Origin of the sequence: [Clostridium] scindens (genome assembly GCF_019597925.1) — a bacterium.
Taxonomy (GTDB): Bacteria; Bacillota; Clostridia; order Lachnospirales; family Lachnospiraceae; genus Clostridium_AP.
Genome location: NZ_CP080442.1, coordinates 3,473,306 through 3,499,880, shown reverse-complemented (window position 1 = coordinate 3,499,880; position 26,575 = coordinate 3,473,306). Strand labels below are relative to the sequence as shown.

The 26,575-nt window shown below is 49.5% G+C and carries 24 protein-coding genes; 21 read left to right on the top strand and 3 right to left on the bottom strand.

The annotated features are described in order from the left end of the window. Nucleotides 1-4: 4 nt before the first annotated feature. The 8 genes from K0036_RS16860 (at nucleotide 5) to K0036_RS16825 (ending at nucleotide 9,711) form a co-directional block, all read left to right on the top strand. Entirely contained in the window at nucleotides 5-952 is a 948-nt protein-coding gene (locus K0036_RS16860) for an ABC transporter permease (RefSeq protein ID WP_025641869.1), read from the top strand. Between the two features lie 93 nt (nucleotides 953-1,045). Then, complete coding sequence (locus tag K0036_RS16855) at nucleotides 1,046-1,537, top strand: ureidoglycolate lyase (RefSeq protein ID WP_025641870.1); 492 nt, start codon at nucleotides 1,046-1,048, stop codon at nucleotides 1,535-1,537. A gap of 78 nt (nucleotides 1,538-1,615) precedes the next feature. Further along, nucleotides 1,616-2,722 (top strand): ROK family protein, encoded by a 1,107-nt coding sequence (locus K0036_RS16850; protein WP_173694172.1) that lies wholly within the window; start codon nucleotides 1,616-1,618, stop codon nucleotides 2,720-2,722. Between the two features lie 26 nt (nucleotides 2,723-2,748). Next, complete coding sequence (locus K0036_RS16845; RefSeq protein ID WP_173694173.1) at nucleotides 2,749-3,768, top strand: zinc-dependent alcohol dehydrogenase family protein; 1,020 nt, start codon at nucleotides 2,749-2,751, stop codon at nucleotides 3,766-3,768. Nucleotides 3,769-3,894: 126 nt separating this feature from the next. Next, a complete protein-coding gene (xylB, locus tag K0036_RS16840) occupies nucleotides 3,895-5,385 on the top strand; it encodes a xylulokinase (protein WP_220430233.1) in 1,491 nt (496 codons plus the stop codon). Nucleotides 5,386-5,388: 3 nt separating this feature from the next. Beyond that, a complete protein-coding gene (locus K0036_RS16835) occupies nucleotides 5,389-6,255 on the top strand; it encodes a glycyl-radical enzyme activating protein (RefSeq protein ID WP_173694174.1) in 867 nt (288 codons plus the stop codon). Nucleotides 6,256-6,272: 17 nt separating this feature from the next. After that, nucleotides 6,273-8,657, top strand: coding sequence for a pyruvate formate lyase family protein (locus tag K0036_RS16830; protein ID WP_220430232.1), 2,385 nt, complete (start codon nucleotides 6,273-6,275; stop codon nucleotides 8,655-8,657). Between the two features lie 34 nt (nucleotides 8,658-8,691). Continuing rightward, nucleotides 8,692-9,711, top strand: coding sequence for a GntR family transcriptional regulator (locus tag K0036_RS16825; protein WP_220430231.1), 1,020 nt, complete (start codon nucleotides 8,692-8,694; stop codon nucleotides 9,709-9,711). A gap of 65 nt (nucleotides 9,712-9,776) precedes the next feature. Here the strand turns inward: K0036_RS16825 and K0036_RS16820 are convergent, their stop codons facing one another. Continuing rightward, nucleotides 9,777-10,454, bottom strand: coding sequence for a fructose-6-phosphate aldolase (locus K0036_RS16820; protein WP_173694177.1), 678 nt, complete (start codon nucleotides 10,452-10,454; stop codon nucleotides 9,777-9,779). A 43-nt stretch (nucleotides 10,455-10,497) separates the two neighbouring features. Further along, nucleotides 10,498-11,244 carry a DeoR/GlpR family DNA-binding transcription regulator gene (locus K0036_RS16815; protein WP_025641880.1) on the bottom strand — a complete coding sequence of 249 codons (747 nt, stop codon included), beginning with the start codon at nucleotides 11,242-11,244 and terminating at the stop codon, nucleotides 10,498-10,500. A gap of 194 nt (nucleotides 11,245-11,438) precedes the next feature. Between K0036_RS16815 and xylB (K0036_RS16810) the strand changes: the two genes are divergently transcribed. The 13 genes from xylB (K0036_RS16810) (at nucleotide 11,439) to K0036_RS16750 (ending at nucleotide 26,202) form a co-directional block, all read left to right on the top strand. Further along, nucleotides 11,439-12,956, top strand: a complete 1,518-nt coding sequence (gene xylB / locus K0036_RS16810; protein WP_173694178.1) for a xylulokinase — start codon at nucleotides 11,439-11,441, stop codon at nucleotides 12,954-12,956. Between the two features lie 32 nt (nucleotides 12,957-12,988). Continuing rightward, a complete protein-coding gene (locus K0036_RS16805; protein ID WP_025641884.1) occupies nucleotides 12,989-13,876 on the top strand; it encodes a sugar phosphate isomerase/epimerase family protein in 888 nt (295 codons plus the stop codon). A 34-nt stretch (nucleotides 13,877-13,910) separates the two neighbouring features. Further along, nucleotides 13,911-15,323 (top strand): rhamnulokinase, encoded by a 1,413-nt coding sequence (rhaB, locus tag K0036_RS16800; protein WP_220430230.1) that lies wholly within the window; start codon nucleotides 13,911-13,913, stop codon nucleotides 15,321-15,323. Nucleotides 15,324-15,335: 12 nt separating this feature from the next. Further along, nucleotides 15,336-16,205, top strand: coding sequence for a sugar phosphate isomerase/epimerase family protein (locus K0036_RS16795; protein WP_220430229.1), 870 nt, complete (start codon nucleotides 15,336-15,338; stop codon nucleotides 16,203-16,205). A 126-nt stretch (nucleotides 16,206-16,331) separates the two neighbouring features. Next, nucleotides 16,332-17,351 carry an aldo/keto reductase family protein gene (locus K0036_RS16790; protein ID WP_220430228.1) on the top strand — a complete coding sequence of 340 codons (1,020 nt, stop codon included), beginning with the start codon at nucleotides 16,332-16,334 and terminating at the stop codon, nucleotides 17,349-17,351. A gap of 43 nt (nucleotides 17,352-17,394) precedes the next feature. Then, a complete protein-coding gene (locus K0036_RS16785) occupies nucleotides 17,395-18,933 on the top strand; it encodes an FGGY-family carbohydrate kinase (protein ID WP_025641897.1) in 1,539 nt (512 codons plus the stop codon). 299 nt (nucleotides 18,934-19,232) lie between these two features. Further along, on the top strand, nucleotides 19,233-19,907 hold the full coding sequence (locus K0036_RS16780) for a class II aldolase/adducin family protein (protein ID WP_029466835.1): 675 nt from the start codon (nucleotides 19,233-19,235) through the stop codon (nucleotides 19,905-19,907). A 33-nt stretch (nucleotides 19,908-19,940) separates the two neighbouring features. Beyond that, the gene (locus K0036_RS16775) at nucleotides 19,941-20,714 is read left to right on the top strand and encodes a DeoR/GlpR family DNA-binding transcription regulator (protein ID WP_025641899.1); all 774 of its coding nucleotides are present in this window, start codon (nucleotides 19,941-19,943) and stop codon (nucleotides 20,712-20,714) included. 28 nt (nucleotides 20,715-20,742) lie between these two features. Then, nucleotides 20,743-21,594, top strand: a complete 852-nt coding sequence (locus tag K0036_RS16770) for a class II fructose-bisphosphate aldolase (RefSeq protein ID WP_220430227.1) — start codon at nucleotides 20,743-20,745, stop codon at nucleotides 21,592-21,594. Nucleotides 21,595-21,611: 17 nt separating this feature from the next. Beyond that, on the top strand, nucleotides 21,612-23,132 hold the full coding sequence (gene xylB, locus K0036_RS16765; protein ID WP_025641903.1) for a xylulokinase: 1,521 nt from the start codon (nucleotides 21,612-21,614) through the stop codon (nucleotides 23,130-23,132). Nucleotides 23,133-23,134: 2 nt separating this feature from the next. Next, complete coding sequence (locus K0036_RS16760) at nucleotides 23,135-24,184, top strand: galactitol-1-phosphate 5-dehydrogenase (protein WP_025641906.1); 1,050 nt, start codon at nucleotides 23,135-23,137, stop codon at nucleotides 24,182-24,184. Nucleotides 24,185-24,193: 9 nt separating this feature from the next. Beyond that, nucleotides 24,194-25,126, top strand: coding sequence for a 1-phosphofructokinase (pfkB, locus tag K0036_RS16755; protein WP_220430226.1), 933 nt, complete (start codon nucleotides 24,194-24,196; stop codon nucleotides 25,124-25,126). Nucleotides 25,127-25,416: 290 nt separating this feature from the next. Then, a complete protein-coding gene (locus K0036_RS16750; RefSeq protein WP_259283336.1) occupies nucleotides 25,417-26,202 on the top strand; it encodes a hypothetical protein in 786 nt (261 codons plus the stop codon). Nucleotides 26,203-26,371: 169 nt separating this feature from the next. Here K0036_RS16750 and K0036_RS16745 read toward each other — a convergent pair whose 3' ends face one another. After that, nucleotides 26,372-26,542, bottom strand: a complete 171-nt coding sequence (locus K0036_RS16745; protein ID WP_173694184.1) for a hypothetical protein — start codon at nucleotides 26,540-26,542, stop codon at nucleotides 26,372-26,374. Between the last annotated feature and the right edge of the window lie 33 nt (nucleotides 26,543-26,575).

Genomic DNA, 26,575 nt, shown 5'->3' with positions numbered 1-26,575 from the left:
CTGTATGAAAGATAAAGTAGTATACCAATTAAAAGATAAGGCGATCTGGGTCGTATTTGTAATTCTTGTTGTTGCATTTACGGTTGCAAACCCAAGATTTATAAATCCAAACAACCTGCTTATGATGCTCCGCCAGGTAGCCATACTTGGTATTGCTTCCATCGGTATGACATTCGTCATCCTGCTGGGAGATATCGACTTGGCAACGGGTTCCATCATCACATTTGTTAATATTCTGTGTGCATACTTGATGGTACATATGGGAGTGAATATGTGGCTTGCAATTCTTATCACTCTCATTGCATCTACGCTGATCGGCACGCTGAACGGCTTCATGGTATCAACGATAGGAATCCCGGCGCTGATTGCGACCTTTGCGACCCAGACGGCGTTCCAAGGCCTGGCGCTGATCATGTGCGGCGGTCTTCCAATTAATGGATTTACAGAAGACTTCAAGATTATCGGACAGAGTTATGTCAGCATCGTGCCGGTTCCTGTAATCATCATGGCTATTTGCTTCGCAATAGGTTCCTTCATCCTTAATAAGACGTATTTTGGACGTTACTTCTATGCAGTAGGCGGTAATGTAGAGGCAGCAAAACTGTCAGGTATCCGTGTAGGAAGAATCAAATATCTGGTATTCTCCCTGTCAGGATTCTTTGCAGGACTTGCAGGTATCGTTATGCTTTCCCGTACGAATTCAGGTATGTCCAATGCAGGATACGGATATGAATTCAAGGTTATCACTTGCGTAGTACTTGGAGGCGTATCTGTAACTGGTGGATATGGTAAGATTTCAGGCGTTATCGCAGGTACATTCATTATCGGAGCCCTGCAGAACGGCATGGTTCTTATGAATATCAACTCTTATGTACAGGATATTGTCATGGGTGTCGTACTTGCGCTTGCAGTAGGATTCGACTGTATTCAGAAGAAAAAACAGTCTAATTAGTAATTGTAAAATAAAGCAAAAAATCCCGGTAAATGTCTATTTGCTGGGATTTTTAAAAATCAGGGAATTTTCGCCGGAAGATTGGAGGCCAGCATGAAGACGATAAAAGCAGAACCGATTACAAGAGAAGCATTTGCGCCTTTCGGGACGTTTTATGATATGCTTAACCCGGATGGATACGCGCTGGAGGGAGAGATCCATAAGTTCTATCCCGACCGCATCAGCGAATCATGCCCAACGCGGGTGGGCTACTCGCCAATTGTGGTTAAGAAGACGGAGAAGATGATCATAAAGGCATCGGAGTATCATACGACTACGCCGGAGATGATACTGCCACTTGATGACGACATGATCATCCATGTCGCGCCTGCTTCCGGTGGGGCAATCGTGACGGACTGGGCCAAGGCATTCATTGTTCCTAAGGGGACATTGGTAAAGATCAATACGGCAGTCTGGCATCTTGCGCCGCTTCCGGTACATGCAAAGGAACTGCATGCGCTGATTATCCTGCCGGAATGTACTTATGCAAATGATTGCACGGTGGTTGACCTGAAGGATGACGAGAGATTTGAGATTGTCCTTTAAAAGGGTCGGTTTGTTGACAGGCAGTATAATAGAAAGTAAAATGATAGATATATTATAGAACAGCGAAGGTAGAGAACATTGAAGAAAAGTCAGTTAATATATCACTATATAAGGGAACAGGAGTCGGTATCCAAGCAAGACATCGTCATAGGATTGAGGCTCAGCCTGCCAACTATCACGCAGAATCTCCAGTATCTTGAGCAGATACGGCTAATCGATACATCCAAGAAGTTTCCCAGCACTGGGGAGCGGGGAAGGAACGCTACGGCATACACTTATCTGAAAGAGGCTAGAGCGGCTATTGGAGTGTATCTGACAGGGCATCATATCAACAGCGTCGCGGTAGATCTGTCCGGCGATGTGATACGGATGGTAAGAGAGCGAAGAGAATTCAACTTGGAAGATGACGGTTATCTGAAGAAGATTGGAGAGACTGTCGAGAAGGTAAAGCAGGAAGCGGGCATCAGCGATGAGAACCTTCTGGGAGTGGGGATTGCAGTTCCTGGCCTGGTGTCTGAGGACGGGGAGAAGGCAATCTATGGCCGTACCTTGAATTTTACAGGCCGGACCCGGAAGGAGATTGCAAAGTATATTCCTTATAGGAACCGATTATTTCACGATTCCAATGCTGCCGGGTATGCGGAAGTATGGATATCCAAGGATATATGCAATGCATTCTATATCAGTCTCAGCAATAGTGTGGGCGGAGCAGCTATCGTGGATAAGAATATTTACGAAGGCAACCAGCAAAAAGGCGGAGAGATCGGACATATGACGGTGGTTCCTGAGGGCGGCGAATTATGCTACTGTGGAAGGCGGGGATGCTTTGATACAGTCTGCAGGTCAACGAATCTGGACCAGTATACGGACGGGAATCTGGAACAGTTTTTTGAACTGCTGGAAGCAGGGGATAAAGGTGCTGCCCGGCTGTGGGATCAGTATCTGGATGATCTGTCTCTTGGCATACACAACATACGCGTGCTGTTTGATTCTGTGATTATCCTTGGTGGGTATGTTGGCGCATATATAGAGAATTATATGGATGAACTGTGCAGGAGAGTGGATGAAAGGGATTCTTTTGACGAGAAGGCCAAAGATTACCTGGTTCCCTGCAAGTATACAGTGGAGTCCGCGGCTGCGGGAGCGGCAATCTTTTATATTGATGAGTTTTTTAATACGATTTAGATAGAACAGTAATGGAGGGTTAGAATATGAAAGCAGCAGTTTATCATGGAAAGCACGATCTAAGAGTAGAAGAAGTTCCGGAAAAAGAATTAAAAGACAATGAGGTCATGATTCAAGTGAAGTATTGTGGCGTATGTGGAACGGATATACATATTTTTAACGGGGATGGGGGCTCCTCGGCTGTTACCCCTCCGCTGATTCCGGGCCATGAATTTTCCGGCGTTGTGGCGAAGGTTGGAAGCGGCGTTACCAAATTCAAAGTTGGCGACCGGGTAAGCGGCGACCCGAATGATATGTGTGGAGAGTGCTATTTCTGCAAGAATGCGAAGCAGCATTTCTGCACCAATAATATCGGAGTCGGGACTACGGTAGACGGAGGATTTGCAGAGTATGTGGTTATGAGAGAGAAACAGGTATACAAGTTCTCCGATAGCCTGAGTTTTATAGAGGCAGCGATGGCGGAGCCTATCTCCTGCTGCCTGCATGGGATTGACCTGTGCAACATCAAGTATGGGGATACCGTGCTGGTAATGGGCGGAGGCCCTATCGGAATGATCATGCTGCAGCTGGCTAAGAACGCCGGAGCGTCAAAGGTGATCCTGTCCGAGCCAGTGGAAGAGAAGCGTGAGTTAGCGTTAAAACTGGGCGCGACAAAGGTCATTAATCCGATGGAAGAGGATGTGAAGGCAGTCCTGGATGAGTACTGCGAGAACGTGGATGTAGTCATCGAGTGTGTTGGAAATATCCACACCCAGGAGGACGCTATCCAGTTTGCGGGAAAAGCGGCAACGGTCATGTTCTTCGGACTTGCTGCGCCGGGAGAGAGTTTCCCGATTAAGCCGGACGACATCTTCAAAAAGGAATTGACGGTAACGTCTTCCTATATCAATCCATATACATTTGAGAGGGCAATCTCAGTTCTGGAATCCAAGACCATTGATTTGGAAAGCCTGATCACCAACATTGTTCCTCTGGATGATATTGTGGATGTATTTACAAAGCCGGAATACAGAAGAACCGGAAAGGTTATGATCCAGGTTTCATAAGAAAGCATAAAGGATGAAACGAAGGCAGGGGCTTCCCGGCCTTCGTTTTTCTTAAATTACCGCAAATCATATTGACGGCAAATTGGTATTGATATATAATACCAATTAAAAGGAGGCGTACGGATTATGAATTATTATTTAGGAGTGGATATTGGGACTTCCAGCGTAAAATCGCTGCTTATGGATGCAACGGGAAACATTGCCGGTACCTCGCAGATCGGATATGATATTATAAAAAGCAGCCTTAAGTATGCGGAACAGAACATGGAAGAACTTTGGGAGGCTACAAAGAGGACGATCTCGGATATCGTAAAGCGGTATCCGGTAGAATCCGCCAAGATTCAAGGAATCAGCTATTCGGGACAGATGCATGGGCTGGTCATGGTGGATAAGGATGGAAGACTGATCCGCAATGCCATCATATGGGCGGACCAGAGATCTGCGGGAGAGATTGAGAATATCTATCAGACTGTGGGGAAGGATGCGTACCGGAGCGTGGCCTTGAACTCCCTAAGTACAGGATTTTTAATCTCTTCGCTTATGTGGGTGAAGGAGCATGAGCCTGAGAATTATGAAAAAATCCATACGGTCATGTTTCCGAAGGATTATATCCGCTACCGGATGTGCGGGGGACTTGGGACGGATATGTCGGATGCATCCAGCGGAGCCATTTTTGATACCCGTAATCGGCAATGGGCCTGGGAATTGATCGAGAAGCTTGGAATGAATAAAGAGATATTCCCAGAATGCCGGGAGTCTTCCGAGATAGCCGGAGAAGTGACAGAAGACTGTGCGGCCAGCACCGGGCTAAAGGCCGGAATCAAGATCGCGTACGGGGGTGGAGATACGCTGATGCAGGGGGTAGGCAATGGCATCATTGCGCCGGGAACTCTGGCGGCCAATATCGGAACGGCCTGCCAGCTGTCAGGGGGATTCCATGAGCCGGTATATGACAAAGAGTTCCGCACCAATACGTTCTGCCATGTGAAGAAGGATCTGTGGATGCTGATGGGCGCCCATCTTAGCGGCGGGGTTGCCATGAAGTGGCTGATGAATCAGATCCTGGATATGGGCTCCTTCGATGAGATGACGGCGCTGGCTTCCACAGTTCCGGCTGGAAGCGAGGGAATGGTGTTTCTTCCGTATCTGAGCGGAGAGCGGACGCCATACAATGATCCGGATGCCAAGGGGATTTATTTTGGAATGACCTTGAAGCATACAAGGGCCCATATGATACGCAGCACGATGGAGGGAATCGTGTTTGGCCTTCGCTCTTCCATCGAGATATTTAAAGGACTTGGCATCGAGTATCATAAGATTATCGCCTCCGGAGGCGGCGCAAGAGGACGGCTCTTCCTGCAGATGCAGGCAGATATCTTCGACTGCGACATATATACCAACCAGGGAAGCGAGCAGGCGGGGATCGGCGCAGCCATCACGGCTGCGGTGGCGTGCGGAGAATATAAGGACTATCAAGAGGCCTGCGCGAAACTGGTACATATGAAGGATGAGGCAGTATCCCCCATCCGCGAGAACCAGAAGCATTACGAAGAGCAATTCGCGGTATATCGGGAATTGTACCGCCACAATCAGGATTTGTTCCATTTGAAAGGGTAGAAGATGAAGATATTCCAGAAGGGTTTTAATTATTCGCAGGACGGAGATGGGAACCGCTTGGTCTACCATCTCCAGGGCTGTAACATGAATTGCCCGTGGTGCTCGAATCCAGAGGGCATGAAGATGGAGGGCGTGATCGTAGCGGATGAAGAGTGGCTTCTTCCATCCATCTGCCCCCATCACGCGATCTGCGAGCACATGGTAGACAGGGCCATTTGCGATAGCTGTGAAGGAAAAGAATGCATCCGGCAGCATGATACCAAAGGAATGTACCTGTCATATAAAGAGGAGACGGTAGAAGCGGTCATTGGGGAAGCATGCGCGAACGAGATGATGTTCTATGACGGAGGCGGCGTCACCTTTACGGGAGGCGAGGCTACCGTGCAGTTTCAGGAACTGAAAGATGCCTTGAAGGGATTGAAGGAAAAGGACATCCATACCGCGATTGAGACGAATGGCACACACCCATCTCTTCCGGAACTATTTCCTTATATAGGCCAGCTGATTATGGACTGCAAGCATTGTGATGCCTCCAAGCATCAAAGATATACCGGCATATCAAACGAGAGGATTATGGAGAATATCCGCCGGGCGGCAAAAGAGCATCCTAAACTTCATGTACGGGTTCCGCTGATCGGAGGTTTCAATGACAGCGAGCCGGAATTGGAGCAGTTTCTTGATTTCTTCCGGGAGATCAAAGGAGATAATGTGACATTTGAAGTCCTGTCCTACCACGAATTTGGCAAGAAGAAATGGCAGCAGTGCGGCTGGGAATACAAGATGACGGACGAAGCCCGTGTGGACGAAGCGTCCGTCCGAAGATTCAGGAAGGCAATGGAAGAGTCGGGCGTCCGCTATAGAAGGACGTAAGGGAAAGGAAGATGGATATGAGAATCGAAGAAGTATTAAACGCGCAGGAAATAACGCGGCTGGCAAAAGAGAGATTCAAGGAAGAAAGAGCAACGGATCATCTGGAAGGCTGGTTCCTGGCTAAGGAGATCATGCGGGAATGCGACGAGCGGTTCCGGAATGAGAAAGACTGCATACGCATTTCCAAAACGCTGGTGGAAGTGGCGAAGAAGATGCCGCTGTGGATCGGCGACTATCATGTATTCGCCGGAACGCAGGATGACGCATTTGCAAGATCATACGCGCTGATCAACCCTGCGTTTTCGGTAGATTCCTTTACGGGATACTGTGATCCGGTTGCCGTGTTCGGAGACATTGATCCGATCGGGGATATCACCCAGGAACGGATCGATGACCTGAAAGAATATAATATGAATACGGATTTTGCCAAAGCACTGTGCAAAGCATATGACATTGCGGGGGAGAATACCAGCGAGGCCATATTCTTTATCGAACAGGTGACCGGCCATCTGATCCCGGATATGCGGCCGGTGCTTAAGATCGGCGTAGAGGGGCTGAAGGAGCAGATCAAGTGTCATAAGGCCGCCAAGGCAGATGCGGATAAGAAGGATTACTATGACGCCATGGACATTGCCTTGGATGCGGTGCTGGTGATTGCGGGCAGATATGAAGAACTGGCAAGGGAGAAGGCAGCCAAGTCTGAAGGAGCGGTAAAAGAGCGGTTTGAAGTTATGGCGGACGCCTTGGAAAAGGTTCCGAGACAAGGCGCTTCAAACCTGTATGAGGCCATCCAGTCATTTATTTTAATGTGGCAGGTAATGTGCCTGGAACAGACCCCTAATCCATATGCATTTTCCGTGGGAAACGCGGACCGTATCTTCGAGCCTTACCGTCAGGCGGAGGATACCGGGCGGGATATGACAGCCGCTCTTCTAAAGCATCTGCTGGTGTTCTACAATGTAGCGGACAGAAGCTGGGCGATCTCCCAGGACCTGATTATCGGCGGAAAATCCAACACAGGAGAGGACATGACCAACCCCACCTCCTATGCGCTTCTGGATGCTTATTATGATATGAACCTGCCGCAGCCGATCCTGTCGGTGAAGCTTCATAAGAATACCCCGGATGAACTATACGAGAGTCTGGGGAGATTCCTCTTCACGCCTGGATGCCTGACCCCCTCCTTCTTTAATGATGACTCCGTGTTCGAGATCCTGAAGGAGAAGAATCATGTGGAGCCGGAGGATCTGGAGGACTATTCCGTGGCAGGCTGCCAGGAGCCTCTGATCATGGGGAAGGACAACGGCAATACGACCAACAGCTGGCTGAATATGGCGAAGGTTCTGGAACTGTCCTTAAATGACGGAGTTTCTACAATCTCCGGCAAGAGGTTTGGCAAGAGCAACGAGGAAAATGGATATAAGGAGGAAGTGGATGTACTTAAGAATATCCGTTCCATCTTCTATCAGAATCTGGATGCGTATGTAGATCAGATGGTGGAGTGCGCCAATGCCGCGTCAGAAGCCATCTCCCTCCTTCAGGTTCCGTTCCTGTCTGCGCTTATGGGAGGCATTGAGACAGGAATCGATACAAGGGATACCAGGAATCAAGGGACAAAATATAATGGAAGCGGGTGCCTGATTCATGGACTATCCGTAGTGGCGGACTCCTTTGCGGCGATCGACAGGCTGCTTGCGGAACGTCCGGAAGACGCAGGCCGGATGCTTGAAGCCCTCCGGGATAATTTCGAGCATGACCCGGAGATGCGCCAGTATCTGATGAAAGCCGAGAAATATGGCAACAATATTGCGAAAGTGGATGACGAAGCAGCGGAAATCGCGGCAAGAGTCAGCGATATGGTGTCTTCCAAGAAGAACTACCTTGGCAATCCATTCCGGGCAGACTGGGCATCCCCATCCACCCATCTTCTGTATGGCTATTGGGTAGGAGCCACGCCGGATGGAAGAATGGCAAGGGAGCAGCTGGGATACGGAATCGATCCGCTGTATGGAGAGGCGCACTCTGGACTGGGCTTTCGGATGATGTCCAACATGAAGCTTCCGTTTGAGAAGATGAATGGCGGCTGCGCATCCCATCTGGGAATCAATCCCAATTACTTCAAGACATCTTCCTACGAAGAGAAGGGATTGGAGTTTAAGAATAAGATCATCGGGCCGCTATTCTATAATCCGAAGAAGGAGGGGATTTCCCCGTTCTATCTGTATGTCAATGTGACAACGCCGGAGATGCTTCGCAAGGTGCTGGCTGATCCGAAGAAATATGCGCCCAGCGGAGTGTATATCATGAGGATTCACGGCACGTTCGTCAACTTCCTGGACCTGTCGCCGGATATCCAGGAAGACATCATCAAGCGGCTGGACATGGAATCTACCAGCATGTAAGGCACAGAAGACGGGATAAGAGACGGAGCATGGCATGGGAAATGAAAACTTGTATGAGATTGTAAAAAACAGGATATGTGACGAGATCTTTAAAGGGCATTACAGCGACGCAGATAAATTGCCTCCGGAGAGGGAATTGGAAGAGATGCTGGAAGTCAGCCGCGTGACGGTGCGCAAATCTTTGGAAATATTGGAGGATGACGGACTGATCGTGCGGCAGGTGGGACGAGGGACCACGGTTACCTTGCGCAATCGCGGAAATAAGAGCGAATTGGATATGATCGTTTTGATCGCGCCTGCCAGGAACCCATTTTTTGCCGAGTTCATCGGCCGCTTCCAGAATTATGCCGAGACACAGGGCGCGCTTCTTCTGTATGTGGAGAAGCCGCGCATGGAAGAGTTGGAAAACTGTCTTTACCGCCTGTACAAACGGGGGCTTCGCAACGCTGTCGTCTGGCTGGAGGACCTTCCGGTGGATGTGGAGAAGTTAAGGCGGCTTCGGGCCCTTGGCATGAATATGGTATTCTTTGACTCGGATAAGGCGCTTCCTTATGCGGACTGCGTGGCACTTGACAATGCCCTGGCAATCCGGACCTTATATGGGGAACTGAAGAAACGAGGATATGAACGGATCGGATATATAGGATGGGATCTTGAGAATGCCTACAGTATCAATGCCCGTGAAGAAACCTATCTTGAGAATGGGGGAGATGGGGAACTGTTTCTTAAGATTCCCTGGAAGGACACCCAGAAGGGTAGAAAGATGGTAGAAGAACTACTGAAGCGTCATGGACAGAATAAGAACGCAGCCGTGATCTGCAGCGACAGGGACTGCGGCGAGATTGCCTGCAAGGCGGCAGAGAACATGGATGCGGATATCATGATCGCGACGGTGGATGAGATTGCAGGAAATATCGGCAGAGACTTGCTGATGTATAAGCAGGATTTAAGCAGTACGGTGGAGCAGATATTTGCCTGCCTTAAAAGTCAGTACACGCAGGAAGAGAAGTGGAACGCAATGGTATACCAGATAGAAGGAACCCTGCTGACGTAAAGATACTTGATGGATTGTACAGCAAGAGCCAGGATGGACTTCATCCTGGCTCTTGTCGGATTTTCTTATAATTCGGAGATGGTCTGATCTCCGAAGATCGTCTTCCAATCGGAATCAAAGGTGTCTACGGCATTGGTGATATAAGGCTGGGTGAGAACATCCTTGAGTATGGATGGATCCATGGTAGCCGTATGCGCTCCTGCAAGGAAAGCACGGTCAATCTGCCCGGCATTCTTGAAGCTTGCGGCAAGAATCTGGGTGTCATAGTGATACAGGTCGATCATATCGGCAAGGGATGCGATGACATCGTCGGAATCCAGCCCCATATTCTCCATGCGGTTAAAATAAGGCGCGATATAGTCCGCTCCGGCCTCCATGGCCAGGAATCCCTGCTGCTTGCCGTAGATTGCGGTACCCGTTACGTGGATGCCTCTGGCCTTCATCTGCTTGATAGCCTTGATGCCTTCCATCGTGACAGGAACTTTGACGTATACTTCGGGGTCGACTTTGGAAAGCAGAGTGTCAGCGTCTCTGAGCATTCCTTCTGTATCCAGCGCGGTTACCTGGATGTGAAGCGGCCTGTCAGGCCCAATGATGGAACGGATCTCATTCATATGGGCAAAAAAGTCTATCTTTCCCTCCTTCTTTACGATGGAAGGGTTGGACGTTACGCCCGCTATTGGGAAGACATCGCAGTAGTATCTGATGTCCTGAAGATTGGCTGTGTCTAATAAATATTTCATAAGAACCTCCTTGTGAATAAATAAAATCTATTTTACTGCGCCATCAGGCGATGGTTACGATAATTCCCTGCTTTGTCAAATAGTCCTTTTCTTCCGCGGGGATGCCGTCGTCGGTAATGACTTCGTCCACATCCTTCAGGGCGACGAAGGAGACAGAGCCGGGGCGGGTGAATTTTTCCGAGCCGGCAAGCACATAAGTGTGGTCGGCGCAATCCGTCATGGCATTCAGGGTATCGGAGCGGGACAGATCGTCTCCGGTAAATCCAAAAGCCCGGGAATAGCCATCTGTTCCTGTAAAGATCTTGTCGACATGGAAGGCCTTGACCGCTTCTTTGGTCAGCGGCCCTACCAGCGACTGGCCGTAAGGCTGGAGCATGCCTCCAAGCAGGATGATCTGGATGTTGTTATGATCCTTGACATAGCTGGCCAGATACATGGAGTTCGTGATAATCGTAATATTCTGCCGGATCTTCGCCAGCTCGTATGCGAACAGGGTGCAGGTGGATCCGGATTCGATGATCAGCGTCTCGCCGTCCTGAACGTAAGTAGCGGCTTTGCGGGCGATTCTCTGCTTGGTCTCATAGTGCAGGGACATCCGGTAATAGATGTCGCTGGGATCATTGGGCACGGCATAGCCGCGCTCCCGCTTCAGAAGCCCGCGCTCAGACAGATAATCCAGATCCTTACGCACGGTTACCTTCGAAGTCTGGAGAAGTTCGGCAAGCGTATTGACTTCTGTTTTTCCGTTCTGCATTACATAGTCTAGAAGGGCTGCGTGCCGTTCTTTCATAGACATTCCTCCTAACCGTTTTAAGTATCGTGGAACCGATTCATGATTCAACTGTATACTATCACATAAGTTACGCTATGTCAAGTGAAATGGTTTCGTACGAAAGTTTTACACTTTCTTAAGTTTACAAAATGTATGCTATATGATATAATCGGAGGTAGTTACGGAAGACGTGAAAGAAAGGTTGAGAAGACGTGGAAAAATATCTGATAGCCCATGATTTGGGCACTTCGAGTAATAAGGCATCTTTGTTTTCGACGGCAGGAGAATTGGTAAAGAGCTATACAGTGCCGTATGAGGTGCATTTCTTTCAAAAGAACTGCGCGCAGCAGAACCCAACAGACTGGTGGGAGGCGGTCTGCACGGCAACCAGGAAGATTATCGAGGACATTCCTCCGGAAAATGTGCTGGGCATTTCCTTCTCCTCCCAGATGCAGGCATGCATCGCGGTGAACGAGAACGGCGAGGCGCTCCGTCCGGCTATGATCTGGGCGGATCAGAGGGCAGAGGAGCAGATGGAACAGCTGGTAGAACGAGTGGGATTCGACCGGATGTATGAGTTGAACGGCCATCGGCCCAGCGCCAGCTATAGCATTGAGAAGCTGATGTGGATCAGGGACAACGAGCCGGAGATATATGGAAAGACCTATAAGATGCTGCTGGCAAAGGACTACATCATCTGCCGCCTGACCGGAAGATTTGTGACGGATTATTCGGAAGCATCCGGGACGGATGCATTTGACTTAAGGAGGCTTGAATGGTCCAGGGAAATACTGGACGCGGCAGGCATAAGCCCGGAGAAGATGCCCGAACTGCATGCGTCCACGGATGTGATCGGGACACTGCTTCCTGACGCGGCGAAAGCCCTGGGGCTTACGGAAGAGACAGCGGTGGTATGCGGCGGCGGGGACGGTCCGTGTTCTGCTCTGGGTGCCGGAAGCATTGAGGAGGGCCAGATGTTTTTGTCTTATGGCACTTCCGCATGGATAGCAGGGACATCGGACGAGGTGTTCCTGGATAAGGAGAAGACGCTGATCTGCTTCGGCCATGTCATCCCGGGGAAATATATGCCCTGCGGAACCATGCAGGCGGCAGGCAGTTCCTACTCTTACATAAAGAAGGCGCTATGCCAGGATGAAGAAGAACTTGCGCGGATGGAAGGAACCTCTGTGTACGAGAAGATGAACCGGCTTGTGAGGAAGTCGCCAGCAGGAGCGAAAGGACTGATATTCCTTCCCTATATGCTGGGGGAAAGGAGTCCGAGATGGAATCCGGAGACTTCGGGAAGCTTCCTCGGAATCCGCATGGAGCATGAAAAATGCGATTATGTCCGGGCGGTGCTGGAAGGAGTCGCAATGAATCTGGATATTATCCTGAGCGCCCAGAGGGAGAATAGAGAGATTACGGAACTGGTGCTGACCGGGGGCGGAGCCAGAGGAGACGTATCCGCCCAGATCCTGTCGGATGTGCTGGGGGTCAGGCTTCACCGGCTGGACCATGTGGAGACCGCCACATCCATCGCGGCAGCAGTTATCGCAGGCGTGGGAGTGGGCGTGTTCCAAGACTTTTCGGTCATACACCAGTTTGTTAAGAAGGAAGATGACTTCTGCCCAGATAGGGCAAACAGCCAGATATATGAAAGACAGAAGAAACTGTTCGAGCAAGGATACCGGTGTCTGAAAGAGTACTATAGGCTGGATAGCAGCCTGTAAATAGAAGCAAGCAATGAAAAGGAGGAAATAAAATGAACAAAATAGGAATATTTATGAATTTCTGGGTTAAGAACTGGGATGCGGATCATGTCAAGTATATTAAAAAGGTGTCCGGTCTTGGATTTGATATTCTGGAATTCCAGGCACAGGCGCTTCTGGATATGGATAAGAGTAGGATGGACGAGGTCAGGCAGGCGGCAAAGGACAATGGAATCGAGCTGACCTACAGCCTCGGGCTGAATCCCAAATACGATGTCGCAAGCCCGGATGCCAAAGTAAGGGAAGGCGGGATCGAATATTTGAAGCGGATCGTGGAGCGGATCGGATACATGGAAGGAAAACTGCTTTCCGGCGTCAACTATGCCGGCTGGGGAAGCCCGGACTATATCGTGGATGACAAAAGCGAGATCGTGAAGCACAGTATTGAAAGCGTCCGCCAGGTCATTAAGACGGCAGAAGATTATGACGTGACTTACTGCGTGGAGGTCGTGAACCGTTTTGAGGGCATCGTGATGAATACGGCAAAGGAGGCCATCGAGTACGTGAAGCAGATCGACAGCGACAAGATCGGAATCCTGCTGGATACCTATCATATGAACATTGAGGAAGGCTCTATAGGAGACGCTATCCGTTCCGTAGGCGGATACCTGAAGAACTTCCATACAGGCGAGAACAACCGGGTTGTTCCGGGCAAGGGGCACCTTGACTGGGATGAGATATTTGGAGCGCTCCATGATATCGATTATCAGGGAAGAATCGTGTCAGAGCCGTTCGTTCAGATGGGCGGGGAGGTCGGAAGAGACATCAAGGTATGGAGAGATCTGGTGGAAGACCCTTCAGAAGAACTGCTGGATGAGGAGGCGCGCTTCCTTCTGAATTTTGAAAAGGATATGATCCGGAAGCACTATGGCATAGCGTAACCAGCCAACCAGTCAGAGATAACAGGAGAAGAATATGTCAGCATATTATTTAGCAGTGGATATCGGCGCTTCCAGCGGACGGCATATCTTAGGAAGCGTAGAGAATGGAAAGATCGTACTGGAAGAGATCTATCGGTTTGAAAATGGAATGACCAAAAAGGACGGCCGCCTTTGCTGGGATTATAAAGGGCTGTTCGAAAACATTAAAAATGGAATAAAGAAGTGTAAAGAGATTGGGAAGATCCCAATAAGCATGGGAATCGACACCTGGGGCGTGGACTATGTCCTGCTGGATGAGAATGACCAGGTGATCGGGGATATGGTAGGCTACAGGGACAGCCGGACGGATGGCATGGACGAGGAAGTATACCGCAGGATCCCGGAAATGGAATTGTATGAGCGGACGGGAATCGAGAAGATGATGTTCAATACCATCTTCCAGCTGATGGCGGTAAAAAAGCAGCAGCCAGAAGATATGGAGAAGGCGAAAGCCCTGCTGTTTGTTCCGGATTATTTCCACTTCCTTCTGACCGGGAAGAAGGTGAACGAGTATACGGAGGCCTCCACATCCCAACTGGTGAATGCGGCGAGCCAGACATGGGATATGGAGTTGATTGATCGTCTGGGGTTCAATAAAGAGATGTTCCAGAGAATCGCCATGCCCGGAGAGAGTCTGGGAAGCCTGAGAGAGGAACTGGCGGAGGAGTTTGGCTTTAATATGGATGTGGTGCTGCCATGCACCCATGATACAGGTTCTGCGATTCTTGCGGTTCCGGCCAATGATGACGACTATGTTTTCATCAGTTCCGGCACATGGTCCCTGCTGGGAGTGGAGCGGGATACGCCGGACTGTTCTGAATTAAGCCGCATCAATAGTTTTACCAATGAAGGCGGGTATGATTCTAAGATCTGCTATCTGCGTAATATCATGGGATTGTGGATGATCCAGTCGGTAAGGCACAATCTGGATGACAAGTACAGTTTTGCTGAGATCTGTGCCCAGGCTGCCAGGGAGGGCGATTTTCCATCCCGCGTGGATGTGACGGATAACTGCTTCATGGCGCCGGAGAACATGATAGAAGAGATTAAGGATTATTGCAGAAGGACCGGGCAGAAGGTTCCAGAGACGCTGGGAGAGATTGCAACCTGCGTATACGCAAGTTTGGCGGAATGCTATGACCGGTCCATCAAGGGGATTGAGAAATCCACCGGAAGGACCTACAGCAGAATCCATATCGTAGGAGGCGGAGGCAATGCCGAATACCTCAACGAGCTGACGGCCAGGGCAACGAAGAAGGAAGTCCATGTAGGGCCAACAGAAGGAACGGCTATCGGTAATCTGGCTGCGCAGATGATACACAGCGGCGAGTTTAAGTGTAAGGAAGAAGCAAGGCAGATGATATATGATTCATTTGACATCAAGGTATATGAAAAAGAAGGAAGATAAGGAGGATATGTTATGAAGCATGGTATTTATTACGCGTACTGGGAGCAGGAATGGGCAGCAGATTACAAGCGGTATGTAGAGAAGGGGGCAAAACTAGGATTCGATATACTGGAGATCGGTGCGGCTCCGCTGCCGGACTACTCTGCGCAGGAGGTAAAGGAACTGAAAAAATGCGCTGATGATAATGGTATCCAGCTGACTGCGGGATATGGCCCCACCTTCAACCATAATATGGGTTCTTCAGATCCGAAGATCAGGGAAGAGGCGCTGGAGTGGTATAAGCGTCTGTTCGAGGTGATGGCCGGCCTTGATATTCATCTGATTGGAGGAGCACTCTATTCTTACTGGCCGGTGGACTTTGCTACAGCCAATAAGGAAGAGGACTGGAAGCACAGCGTGGAGGGAATGCAGATTCTTGCGCCTATCGCCAGCCAGTACGGCATCAATCTGGGAATGGAAGTCCTGAACCGCTTTGAGAGCCATATCTTAAATACTTCGGAGGAAGGCGTGAAGTTCGTGACCGAAGTAGGCATGGATAATGTGAAAGTCATGCTGGATACGTTCCATATGAACATTGAGGAATCCAGCATCGGCGACGCGATCCGCCATGCCGGAAAACTTCTTGGACATTTCCACACAGGCGAGTGCAACCGCATGGTACCCGGAAAGGGCCGCACTCCATGGCGGGAGATCGGGGATGCCCTGCGTGAGATCGAGTATGACGGAACCGTAGTCATGGAGCCATTCGTACGCATGGGCGGACAGGTAGGCTCGGATATCAAGGTCTGGAGAGACATCAGCAAGGGTGCGGACGAGGAACAGCTGGATGAGGATGCAAGGCGCGCGGTAGAGTTCCAGAGATACATGCTTGAATGGAAGTAAAAAACCGGAAAATAAATGCAACAGAAACAGTAAATATGATTGACAATCAAGGGATTTCGCTTTATTATATAAATATATTTTATAAAATAATTTTACATAAATAGGCGAGGCGTAAGGAGGAAGCATATGGAGAAGGTGAATCCAGTACTGGTTCCGCAGAGGAAACTGAGCAATAATATGGTAATCCCGGGGATCGGGATGGGGACATTTGGGAACGACCGCTATACGGCAAAGGAAGTATCAGATGCCGTCTATGGAGCCATAGAAGCAGGGTACAGGCTCTTTGACTGCGCGGCAGCTTATGGCAATGAGAAGGATATCGGGGAAGTCTTTGCCCGTGCCTTTTCGGCGGGAATCGTTGACAGGCAGGAACTGACGATCATGACGAAGGTCTGGAATGATATGCATGGCAAAGGCGACGTGCTGGTGGCCTGCGCCCAGAGTCTGAGAGACCTGAAGCTGGATTATCTGGATGTCTATATGGTGCATTGGCCATTTCCGAATTATCATGCGCCGGGCGCGCATCTTTCAGGAAGGAACCCGGATGCGGTTCCGTTCTCCGTGGAGGAGTATATGTCCGTATGGAGGCAGATGGAGCGTCTGGTGGATATGGGGCTGGTCAGGAGCATCGGCATGTCCAATATGACCATTACCAAGCTAGAGCAAGTGCTTCCGCTGTGCCGGATCAAGCCTGTAGTGCTGGAGGTGGAGATCAATCCTACGTTCCAGCAGCCGAAGTTATTTGATTATTGCATGGAGCATGAGATTCTTCCGATCGCATTCAGTCCGATGGGCTCCCCGTGCCGTCCTGAGAGGGATACAGAGCCGGGAGATGTGGTAACGTTCGAGATGCCGGAACTTATCGAGATTGCAAAAGCGCACAACTGCCATCCCGCAACCATCTGCGTAAAATGGGCGGTCCAGAGAGGCCATGTGCCGATTCCGTTTTCAATCTTTGAGAAGGAATATGTAGGAAATCTCAGATGTACCACCGAAGATTTCCTGACCGAGGAAGAGATGGAGACGCTAAGGAAAGCAGATAGGAATGCCCGCCTGATTAAAGGCAAGGTATTCTTGTGGGAAGAAGCCAAAGACTGGAGAGACATCTGGGACGGCGAGGATGAATGGAATGACCGGCAATCATGATCAGGCAAGATGGAATTGGTATTCAGATTAAGGAGGAGAAAAAATGAAGTATTTACTGGGAACGGACATTGGAACATCAGGGACAAAGACGATACTGATGAACACAGAAGGAAAATTGATTTCGCAGGATCTGGAAGAGTATGACGTGCTGACGCCAAAGCCGCTCTGGGCAGAGCAGTGGCCGGATGTCTGGTACGAGGCCACAAAAGAGTCCATCAGAAAGACGGTGGAGAAAGCCGTAAATGAGCATGGAGTAGCCAAAGAAGACATTAAGGGAATTGCCATCAGCGGCCTGTACGGAGGTTCCGGAATTCCGCTGGATGAGGAGATGAAGCCGATCCGTCCATGCATGATCTGGATGGACAGGCGCGCGCAGGAAGAGACAGACTGGGTGCTAAAGAACATCGGCGAGGAGAAGCTTCTTGAGATCACCCACAACGGAGCAGACCCATACTATGGATATACGAAGATTCTGTGGATGAAGAACCACGAGCCGGAGAACTGGGCAAAGACGAAACTTTTCCTTCCTCCAAATGATTATGTAATCTATAAACTTACGGGAGAGATTGCCATCGACTACTCGTCTGCGGGAAATATCGGCGGAATCTTTGATATGAATACCCGCACCTGGTCCGAGGAACTGCTGGATGCTATGGGAATTCCAAGTTCCATGATGCCGCAGCGGATTGTAGAGTCCACGGATATTGTGGGCGGAATCAAGAAAGAGATGGCAGAAGAACTGGGATTATGGGAAGGCCTTCCGGTCATCGCCAGCGGTATCGACTGCGGAGCAGCCAATATTGGCCTGGGCGTGTTTGATGCCGGCGTGTATGCGGCTGCCATCGGCACATCCATGTGCGCGGCCCTGATCTCGGATAAGCCGGTAAAGGGAAAAGGATTGATCATATGGCCATACCTGTATGATGCCAAGAACCTTTCCTACTACTTTGCGGGAGGCAATACGGCAGGCGCCATCATCAAATGGTTCCGCAATACGCTGTGCCAGTGGGAGATCGAGAACCAGAAGAACGGCGGGCCAAGCGTCTATGATATACTGAATGGCCAGGCAGAAGAGATTCCGGCAGGAAGCGAAGGCCTTGTGGTACTGCCATATTTTATGGGTGAGAGAAGCCCGGTGTGGGATTCTGACGCAAAAGGAACGATCGTGGGATTATCCCTGACCCATACGAAGGGGCATATCTACCGCGCATTCCTGGAAGCAGTAGCATACTGCCTGCGCGATGCGATGGAAGCCACCGGAGAGGATCTTGGAGAGTATATCCTGATCGCCGGAGGCGTTACCAAGTCAAAGGTATGGCGACAGATATTCGCGGATGTGACAGGCTATCCTGTGGTTTGCCCGATCTACGATGTAGAGGCGAACATGGGAGATGTCATGCTGGCGGGAATCGGAACCGGCATCCTTACATATGAAGAGGTAAAGAAATGGCAGGTTCTGGATGACAAGATCATGCCAAACGAAGAAAACCACAAGAAATACAACGAATACTTCAAACTCTACAAGAGCATCTACAATCATCTGAAGGATGATATGAAGGAACTGACGAAGGTACAGAGATAGTTGGCATAGTTAAAAACTAAGGCAAAACGCTGCCGCAGGATATAGGATTGACAATAAGCAAGTCTTCCGTTATCCTGTGGCAGCGTTTTTTGCTGCAAACGATTCCGAATCCATGCGAAATGTATAGGCTTTCCGCAAGGCCCGGGAAAATGGTCTATGCAAATCTGCATATGTTACAAAATTAACGAAAAACAACATAAAACCACATATAAAATAGTTGAATTATATTGGATTGTGTGCTACTATCAACTTAGAAACGACAGGAAACAAAATGGTCATAAATTAAGGAGGATTTGGTTATGCAGAGTGAAATGGATATCAAGATTGAGATGTGCGAGATTGGAAAAAGGGTCTACAATCGCGGCATGGTTGCGGCAAACGACGGCAACTTCTCTGTGAAGCTGAGCGATAATGAATTCCTGTGCACGCCTACAGGAGTGAGCAAAGGATTCATGACGCCGGAATACATATGCAAGGTAGATGCAGAGGGAAACGTGATTGAGGCAAACGAAGGGTTCAAGCCTTCATCCGAGATTAAGATGCATATGCGCGTATATAAGGAGCGCGAGGATGTAAAGGCGGTCGTGCATGCCCATCCGATGTACGCTACCACATTTGCGGTCTGCGGACTTCCGCTTACGGAGCCGATTATGCCGGAAGCTGTGCTTTCGCTTGGGACAGTTCCGCTTGCGAAGTATGGAACTCCGTCTACCATGGAGATTCCAGATGCGGTATCAGAATATCTTCCTTACTATGATGCGGTACTGCTTGAAAACCATGGCGCTTTAAGTTACGCAGATTCCCTTATGGGAGCCTACCATAAGATGGAGTCCCTGGAGTTCTATGCGCGTCTTTTGTATCAGGCGAAGATGCTGGGAGGACCGAAGGAACTGACGGACGAGCAGGTGAAGAGGCTTTACGGAATGAGACGCCAGTATGGGCTGACAGGAAGACATCCGGCAGACATGCTCTAAAAGCGGCCGGATGAGAAATGAGAGGTGTTGGAGATGCTTGCGATAGAAAGACGGAATGATATATTGGAACGCCTCCAGGCAGAGAAAAGAGTCGTAGTCAGCGAGTTGAGCGTAATCTATCAGGTGTCTGAGGAGACGATCCGAAGAGATCTGGAGAAACTGGAGAATGATGGGCTGGTCATCAAGAGTTATGGCGGAGCAGTCTTAAATGAACACAGTATTTTTGATCTTCCATTTAATATCAGGAAGAATCAGAAGATTGTCGAAAAGGAAAAGATAGCCCGGCTGATCGCGGGAATGGTAAGGGACGGCGAGGCGCTGATGCTGGATGCCAGTTCCACGGACGTATACATAGCTAAGGCGTTGAAAGAGATGAAGAAGCTTACGGTGATCACCAACTCGGTGGAGATTATCGTAGAACTATTCGATATGCCGGAATGGAACGTCATTTCTACCGGAGGGATATCCAGAGAGAAGTCTTTTGCCCTGGTTGGCCCCCATACGGATGCCATGATCCGTTCTTACCATGTGGATAAGGCGATCATATCCTGCAAAGGCCTGGACTTGGAAACTGGGATGACAGATTCAGATGAGCACGACGCCAACAGCAAGCGGATGATGCTTAAGTCTGCCAAGGAAAGAATCCTGGTCGCGGACCATACCAAGTTTGGAGAGACTGCATTTACCAAGGTGGCAGACTGGTCTCAGATTACCAAGATCGTTACGGATAAGAAGCCGGGAGCCAAGTGGATGCAGGAATTTGAGAAGTACAGGGTAGAATGCATCTATCCTGGAAAAGAATCATAAAAAGGATCAAAGAAAAGGAGAGAAAAGAATGTCATTAGTTACTTCAGAACAAATGTTACTCGATGCCCAGAAAGGCGGCTATGCGGTAGGTGCCTTTAATGTAGAGAATATGGAGATGGTAAAGGCAGTCATCCAGGCGGCGGAAGAGATGAAAGCGCCGGTGATGCTTCAGACGACGCCATCAACCGTTAAGTATGGCACTCTGGAGACCTATTTTGCCATGGTAGCCGCAGAGGCTAAGAAGGCATCTGTGCCGGTATGCCTGCATCTGGATCATGGAAATAGTTTTGAACTTGCCGTTCAGGCAATGAAGGTGGGATATACATCCGTAATGATCGACGGGTCCCATGAAGATTTTGAAAATAATATTGCAGATACGAAAAAAGTGGTAGATGTGGCAAAGGCTATCGGAATTCCGGTGGAAGCGGAACTTGGAAAAGTGGGCGGCAAGGAAGATGACCTGGAAGCAGAGGCCGATACCAATACGGATCCGGAAGAAGCAAGAGAATTCGTTGAAAGAACGGGCGTATCCTCTCTGGCGATCGCCATCGGGACAGCGCACGGATTCTACGCCGGCACGCCGGTACTGGATAAGGAACGCGTATCCAAGGTAAAAGAAGTAGTGTCTGTTCCGCTGGTGCTCCACGGAGCTTCCGGCTTGAGCGACGAGGACGTAAGGGAATGCGTGCAGAGAGGCATGTGCAAGGTGAATTTTGCCACAGAACTGCGCGTAGCCTATACAGACGCTGGAAAGAAGCTGATCCAGGAGAAGCCGGAGACGTTTGACCCGAAGAAACTTGGCGTGGTTGGGATCGAGGCTGTAAAAGAACTCGTCAAAGGCCGCATGAAGGTATGCGGATGCGACGGGAAAGCATATTAGAAAGAATGAGTGGTGCTATGAATCAGTATTTATTAGGAATTGATATTGGGACTAGTGCATGCAAGATTGCGATATTTGATGAGGACGGCCAGGTAAAGGCCAGCGCCAGCGGCGATTATAAGGTTTATTATCCCCATCCCGGATGGGCAGAGCAGAATCCGGAAGAATGGTGGCAGGCCGTGTGCGGCGCTGTAAAAAGGGCGCTTGAAAAAGGTGGGATCCGCCCCGGCGAGATTGCCGGAATCGGGATTGACGGGCAGAGCTGGTCTGCCATACCGATTGATAAAGAAGGAAATGTACTGGCGAATACGCCCATCTGGATGGATACCAGGGCAGCGGATATCTGCGAAGAAGTAGGCGCGCGCATCGGGGAGGACCGTATCTTCGAAGTGTGCGGCAATCCGTTCAAGCCATCCTATACGACGCCAAAGATTCTCTGGTATCAGAGGAACCTTCCGGATGTATATAAGAAGATGGATAAGATCCTGCAGTCCAACAGTTATATCGCATTCAAGCTGACCGGAGAGGTGACCCAGGAATTATCCCAGGGATATGGGCACCATTGCTTCCGTATGCGGACCGGCGAATGGGACATGGATATGTGCAAGGAACTGGGAATCAATCCGGATATCCTGCCGGAGATCTACGCAAGCCATGCCGTAGTCGGAACGGTGACGAAGCAGGCGGCCGAAGAATGCGGGCTGATAGAGGGGATTCCTGTAGTCGCGGGAGCTCTGGACGCGGCATGCGGCACGTTAGGAGCCGGAGTCATCCATCCGGGGGAGACCCAGGAGCAGGGAGGCCAGGCAGGCGGAATGAGCATCTGCATGGATACCTATAAGGCAGACAAGCGCCTGATCCTAAGTTACCATGCGGCGCCTGGACAGTGGATACTGCAGGGAGGAACTGTAGGCGGAGGCGGCGTTATGCGCTGGCTGGAACACGAATTTGCCGATTACGAGAGGGTGAAGGGAAAAGAACTGGGAAAGAGTTCCCTGGATCTTTTTAATGAACTGGCGGAAAAGGTGGCGCCGGGAAGCGACGGATTGGTATTCCTTCCCTACATGTCAGGCGAACGTTCGCCCATCTGGGATCCATATGCCAAGGGCGTCTATTACGGGCTGGACTTTAGCAAGACAAAGGGACATTTTGTAAGAGCGGCCATGGAAGGCGTAGCCTTATCCTTAAGACACAACCTGGACGTGGCATTGGAAGCCGGGGCCACGGTCAGCGAGTTGCGCTCTATGGGCGGCTCTGCGAACTCTCTTCTGTGGACACAGATGAAGTCGGATGTAACGGGCAAGAAAATCATCGTTCCTTCTTCCGATACTGCCACCACGCTGGGAGCAGTCATCCTGGCTGGCGTAGGCGTAGGCATGTATAAGGATTTTGAAGAAGCGGTGGATCGGACGGTAGTCATAAAGCGGCATCATGAGCCGAATCCGGATGTGTGGGCAGCCTATGACAAGAATTATAAAGTATATTTGAAACTGTATGAGAATTTAAAAGATCTGATGAGACAGAAAGGGGAAGAATAGAAATGAAAGCAGCAGTCGTATGTGCAAATGAGGACGTGCAGTATCTGGATTATGAGGAGCCGCAGGCAGGGCCGGGAATGGTAAAGGTCAAGGTAAAGGCCTCTGGCATCTGTGGATCTGATATCCCCAGGGTTCTTCATAATGGGGTACACTTCTACCCGATCGTGCTGGGACATGAATTTTCCGGAGATGTCGTAGAAGTGGGCGAAGGCGTGACCAAGGTAAAGGTAGGAGACAGAGTGTCAGGCGCGCCGCTGCTTCCCTGCATGAAATGTGATGACTGCCAGAATGGAAACTTCTCTCTCTGCAAGCATTACAGTTTCATCGGTTCCAGGCAGCAGGGCAGCAATGCGGACTATGTGGTGATCCCGGAGCAGAATGCGGTAGTATTCGATGAATCTGTATCCTATGAGCAGGGAGCAATGTTCGAGCCATCTACGGTCGCGCTCCATGGCGTGATCCAGAATGATTACAAGGGCGGCGAATATGTGGCCGTGCTTGGCGGAGGAACCATCGGAATGTTCACCATGCAGTGGACTAAGATCTTCGGCGCCAAGAAAGTAGTCGTATTCGATATCAGCGACGAGCGGCTGGACCTGGCCTTAAGGCTTGGGGCGGATGAAGTCATCAATACTACGAAGGAATCCTATATGGAGCAGGCGCTTGCGATTACCAAGGGCAAGGGCTATGCGTATGTATTCGAGACGGCAGGCCAGGTTCCAACCATGCATATGGCATTTGAACTGGCAGCCAACAAGGCGCATGTATGCTTTATCGGAACACCTCATGTAGATCTTACTTTCACGCCAGCGATGTGGGAGAATATGAACCGCAAGGAATTTAAACTGACGGGTTCCTGGATGTCTTACAGTTCACCGTTCCCGGGTAAGGAATGGGAGCTTACGGCCCACTATTTTGCAACCGGACAGTTGAAATTTGATCCGGGCTTCATCTATAAGAAGATGCCTATGAGCCAGGCGCAGGAAGCTTTCCAGATGTTCAAGACGCCTGGGCTTGTGAAGGGTAAAGTATTGCTTGTGAATGAAGAGTAGGAGGTTGCCATGATACTTACAGTTACGTTAAACGCAGCCATTGATAAGCGTTATGTAGTAGAAGAATTCCGGGTAGGCGAGGTCAACCGCATAAAGGAGTGCGCCTATACGCCGGGAGGGAAAGGGCTTAATGTCTCCAAGCCCGCGGCGATCGCCGGGGCGAGAGTGGTTGCCACCGGGTTCGTGGGCGGCCATGCCGGCGATTATATCACGGAGTCCCTGAAAGACTTCCAGGTAGAGAGCGCATTCTACCGTCTGGATGCGGAGAGCCGCTCCTGCATCAATATCTGGGATGAAAAGAACCAGGTACAGACGGAGTTCCTGGAGCCTGGATTCCAGGTGACGGAAGAGGAGTTTGCGGGATTCCTGGAACATTTCTCCGGTCTTGTGGCAGACGCGGACGTGGTAACCATGTCAGGAAGCGTGCCAAAGGGGCTGGAGGGCGATACCTACCAGCACCTGATCAAGATTGCAAAGGATGCCGGAAAAAAGGTGATTCTTGATACCAGCGGAAAATTGCTAGAACGCGGGATTGAGGCATGCCCGACCATGATCAAGCCGAACATCGATGAGATACGGATGCTGACCGGCAAAGACTGCAGCCAGATCGAAGAGATCATCGAGGCAGCCAAAGAACTTCATGGAAGAGGCATCGAAGTGGTGGTCATCTCTCTGGGAGGGGACGGCGCGCTGTGCGTATGCGAAGACGGTGTTTACCGGGCCGTCGTGCCTAAGATCGACGCGGTTAATACGGTTGGCTGCGGGGATTCTATGATTGCAGGCTTTGCCCTTGGATTCAGCGAGGGGCTTGGGATTGAAGATACCTTGAGGAAGGCAAGCGCCATATCCGCAGCAGCGGCAATGCGCGAGGAGACCGGGTATTTTGTAAAGGAAGATATGGAATCTTTGTATGAGAAGATAGAGATTCAAAAGATCGGATAAAAAGCGAAGATGCATATATGGGAACAGGGCAGGTGACTGCTCTGTTCCCATTTTTAATGCGTTCACGGACCGCGTGCTTTTATGAAATTATAAAAATAAATTGTGTTTCATGAAAATATGTGATACATTAATTCTACAAATCTAATCATTCCTATCTGACGTTCGTCAGGAACATTCCGATTTGAAATTTTCTAGCAGAAGCGTGGTGATGCTTATGCAGGATTCCGACTGAATTTATACCTTTAAGGAACTTGCGGACCCGACAAAAATTAAATATAATGGAGGTACAGATGACAGATAAGAACTGCCCATCCGGGCAGCCCACGGTACAGGCCTTAAGCAGAAGTGACTCGCGGGGCAAGATTCTTCAGTGGCATCCGGGTTTCTGCGCGGCCCTGCAGATAGAATTGAAGGAAGAAGCGGAGTTTCTGGAATTCTATCCAGAGTATGAACTCAGTAAAAAGCCCATGCGTATTGACACTCTGATCGTTAAAAAAATAGAGGACAGGCCGGTAAAAAAGAATATCGGCAGGATATTCAGAAAGTATAATCTGATCGAGTATAAAAGCCCGGAAGACCATCTGAGTATTAATGATTTTTACAAGGTCTATGGCTATGCATGCTTTTATCAGTCGGATACGGAGAAGATCCATGAGATCAGGATGAGCGAGATTACGATTAGCTTCGTATGCAGCCATTATCCCCGGGAAATGCTAAGGAGCCTGAGAGAGGAGCGGGGGATAGAGGCTGAAAAGACAGTAGATGGAATCTACTGCCTGAAAAATGACGTGATCCCCATCCAGATGATATTAAGCCATGGACCTGATCACAAGGGCAAACCAAAAGACGATGGAGGAGGCGAGGAAGATGTGCGATGCATTAAGGGAACTATATGCGGAGGATTTGAAGAGAGATGTGGAGAGAGAAGTACAAAAGGAAGTAAAGAGAGTAAAAAAAGAAATGGCGGTGGAAGTAGAGAAGGAGGTACAGAAGGAGGAAAAGCGATTATTTGCCTTGATTGGGAAACTGCTGCGCGAGGACAGGATAGACGATATCAGGAAGGTGAGCGAGGATAAGGCTTACCGGGACATGATGTATCGGCAATATGGATTGTAAAGGTTTTTAAATAGTATATAAAATAGACATATCTCTATAAAAAGGCTGTTGCAAAAGTAGATGAATATCTACTAAGCAGCAGCCCTTTTTTATTGTTTTGTTGCTTGGATTATATATATCCAATCTCCTTTATTTTTCTTCTTCCATATGCTCCAAAGCATACTCGATACATTGAATCGCCAGTTTATTAAAAGATATTTCATTTTTATCCGCAAGTTCCTGCACCTGCCTGATTAAATCTGTCGGCAGTCGTAAAGACTTATTCTCATATTCAATCTGCTCTTTTTTTATTCTAAACATGACACATCTCCTTTTACAACTGATTGTAATATA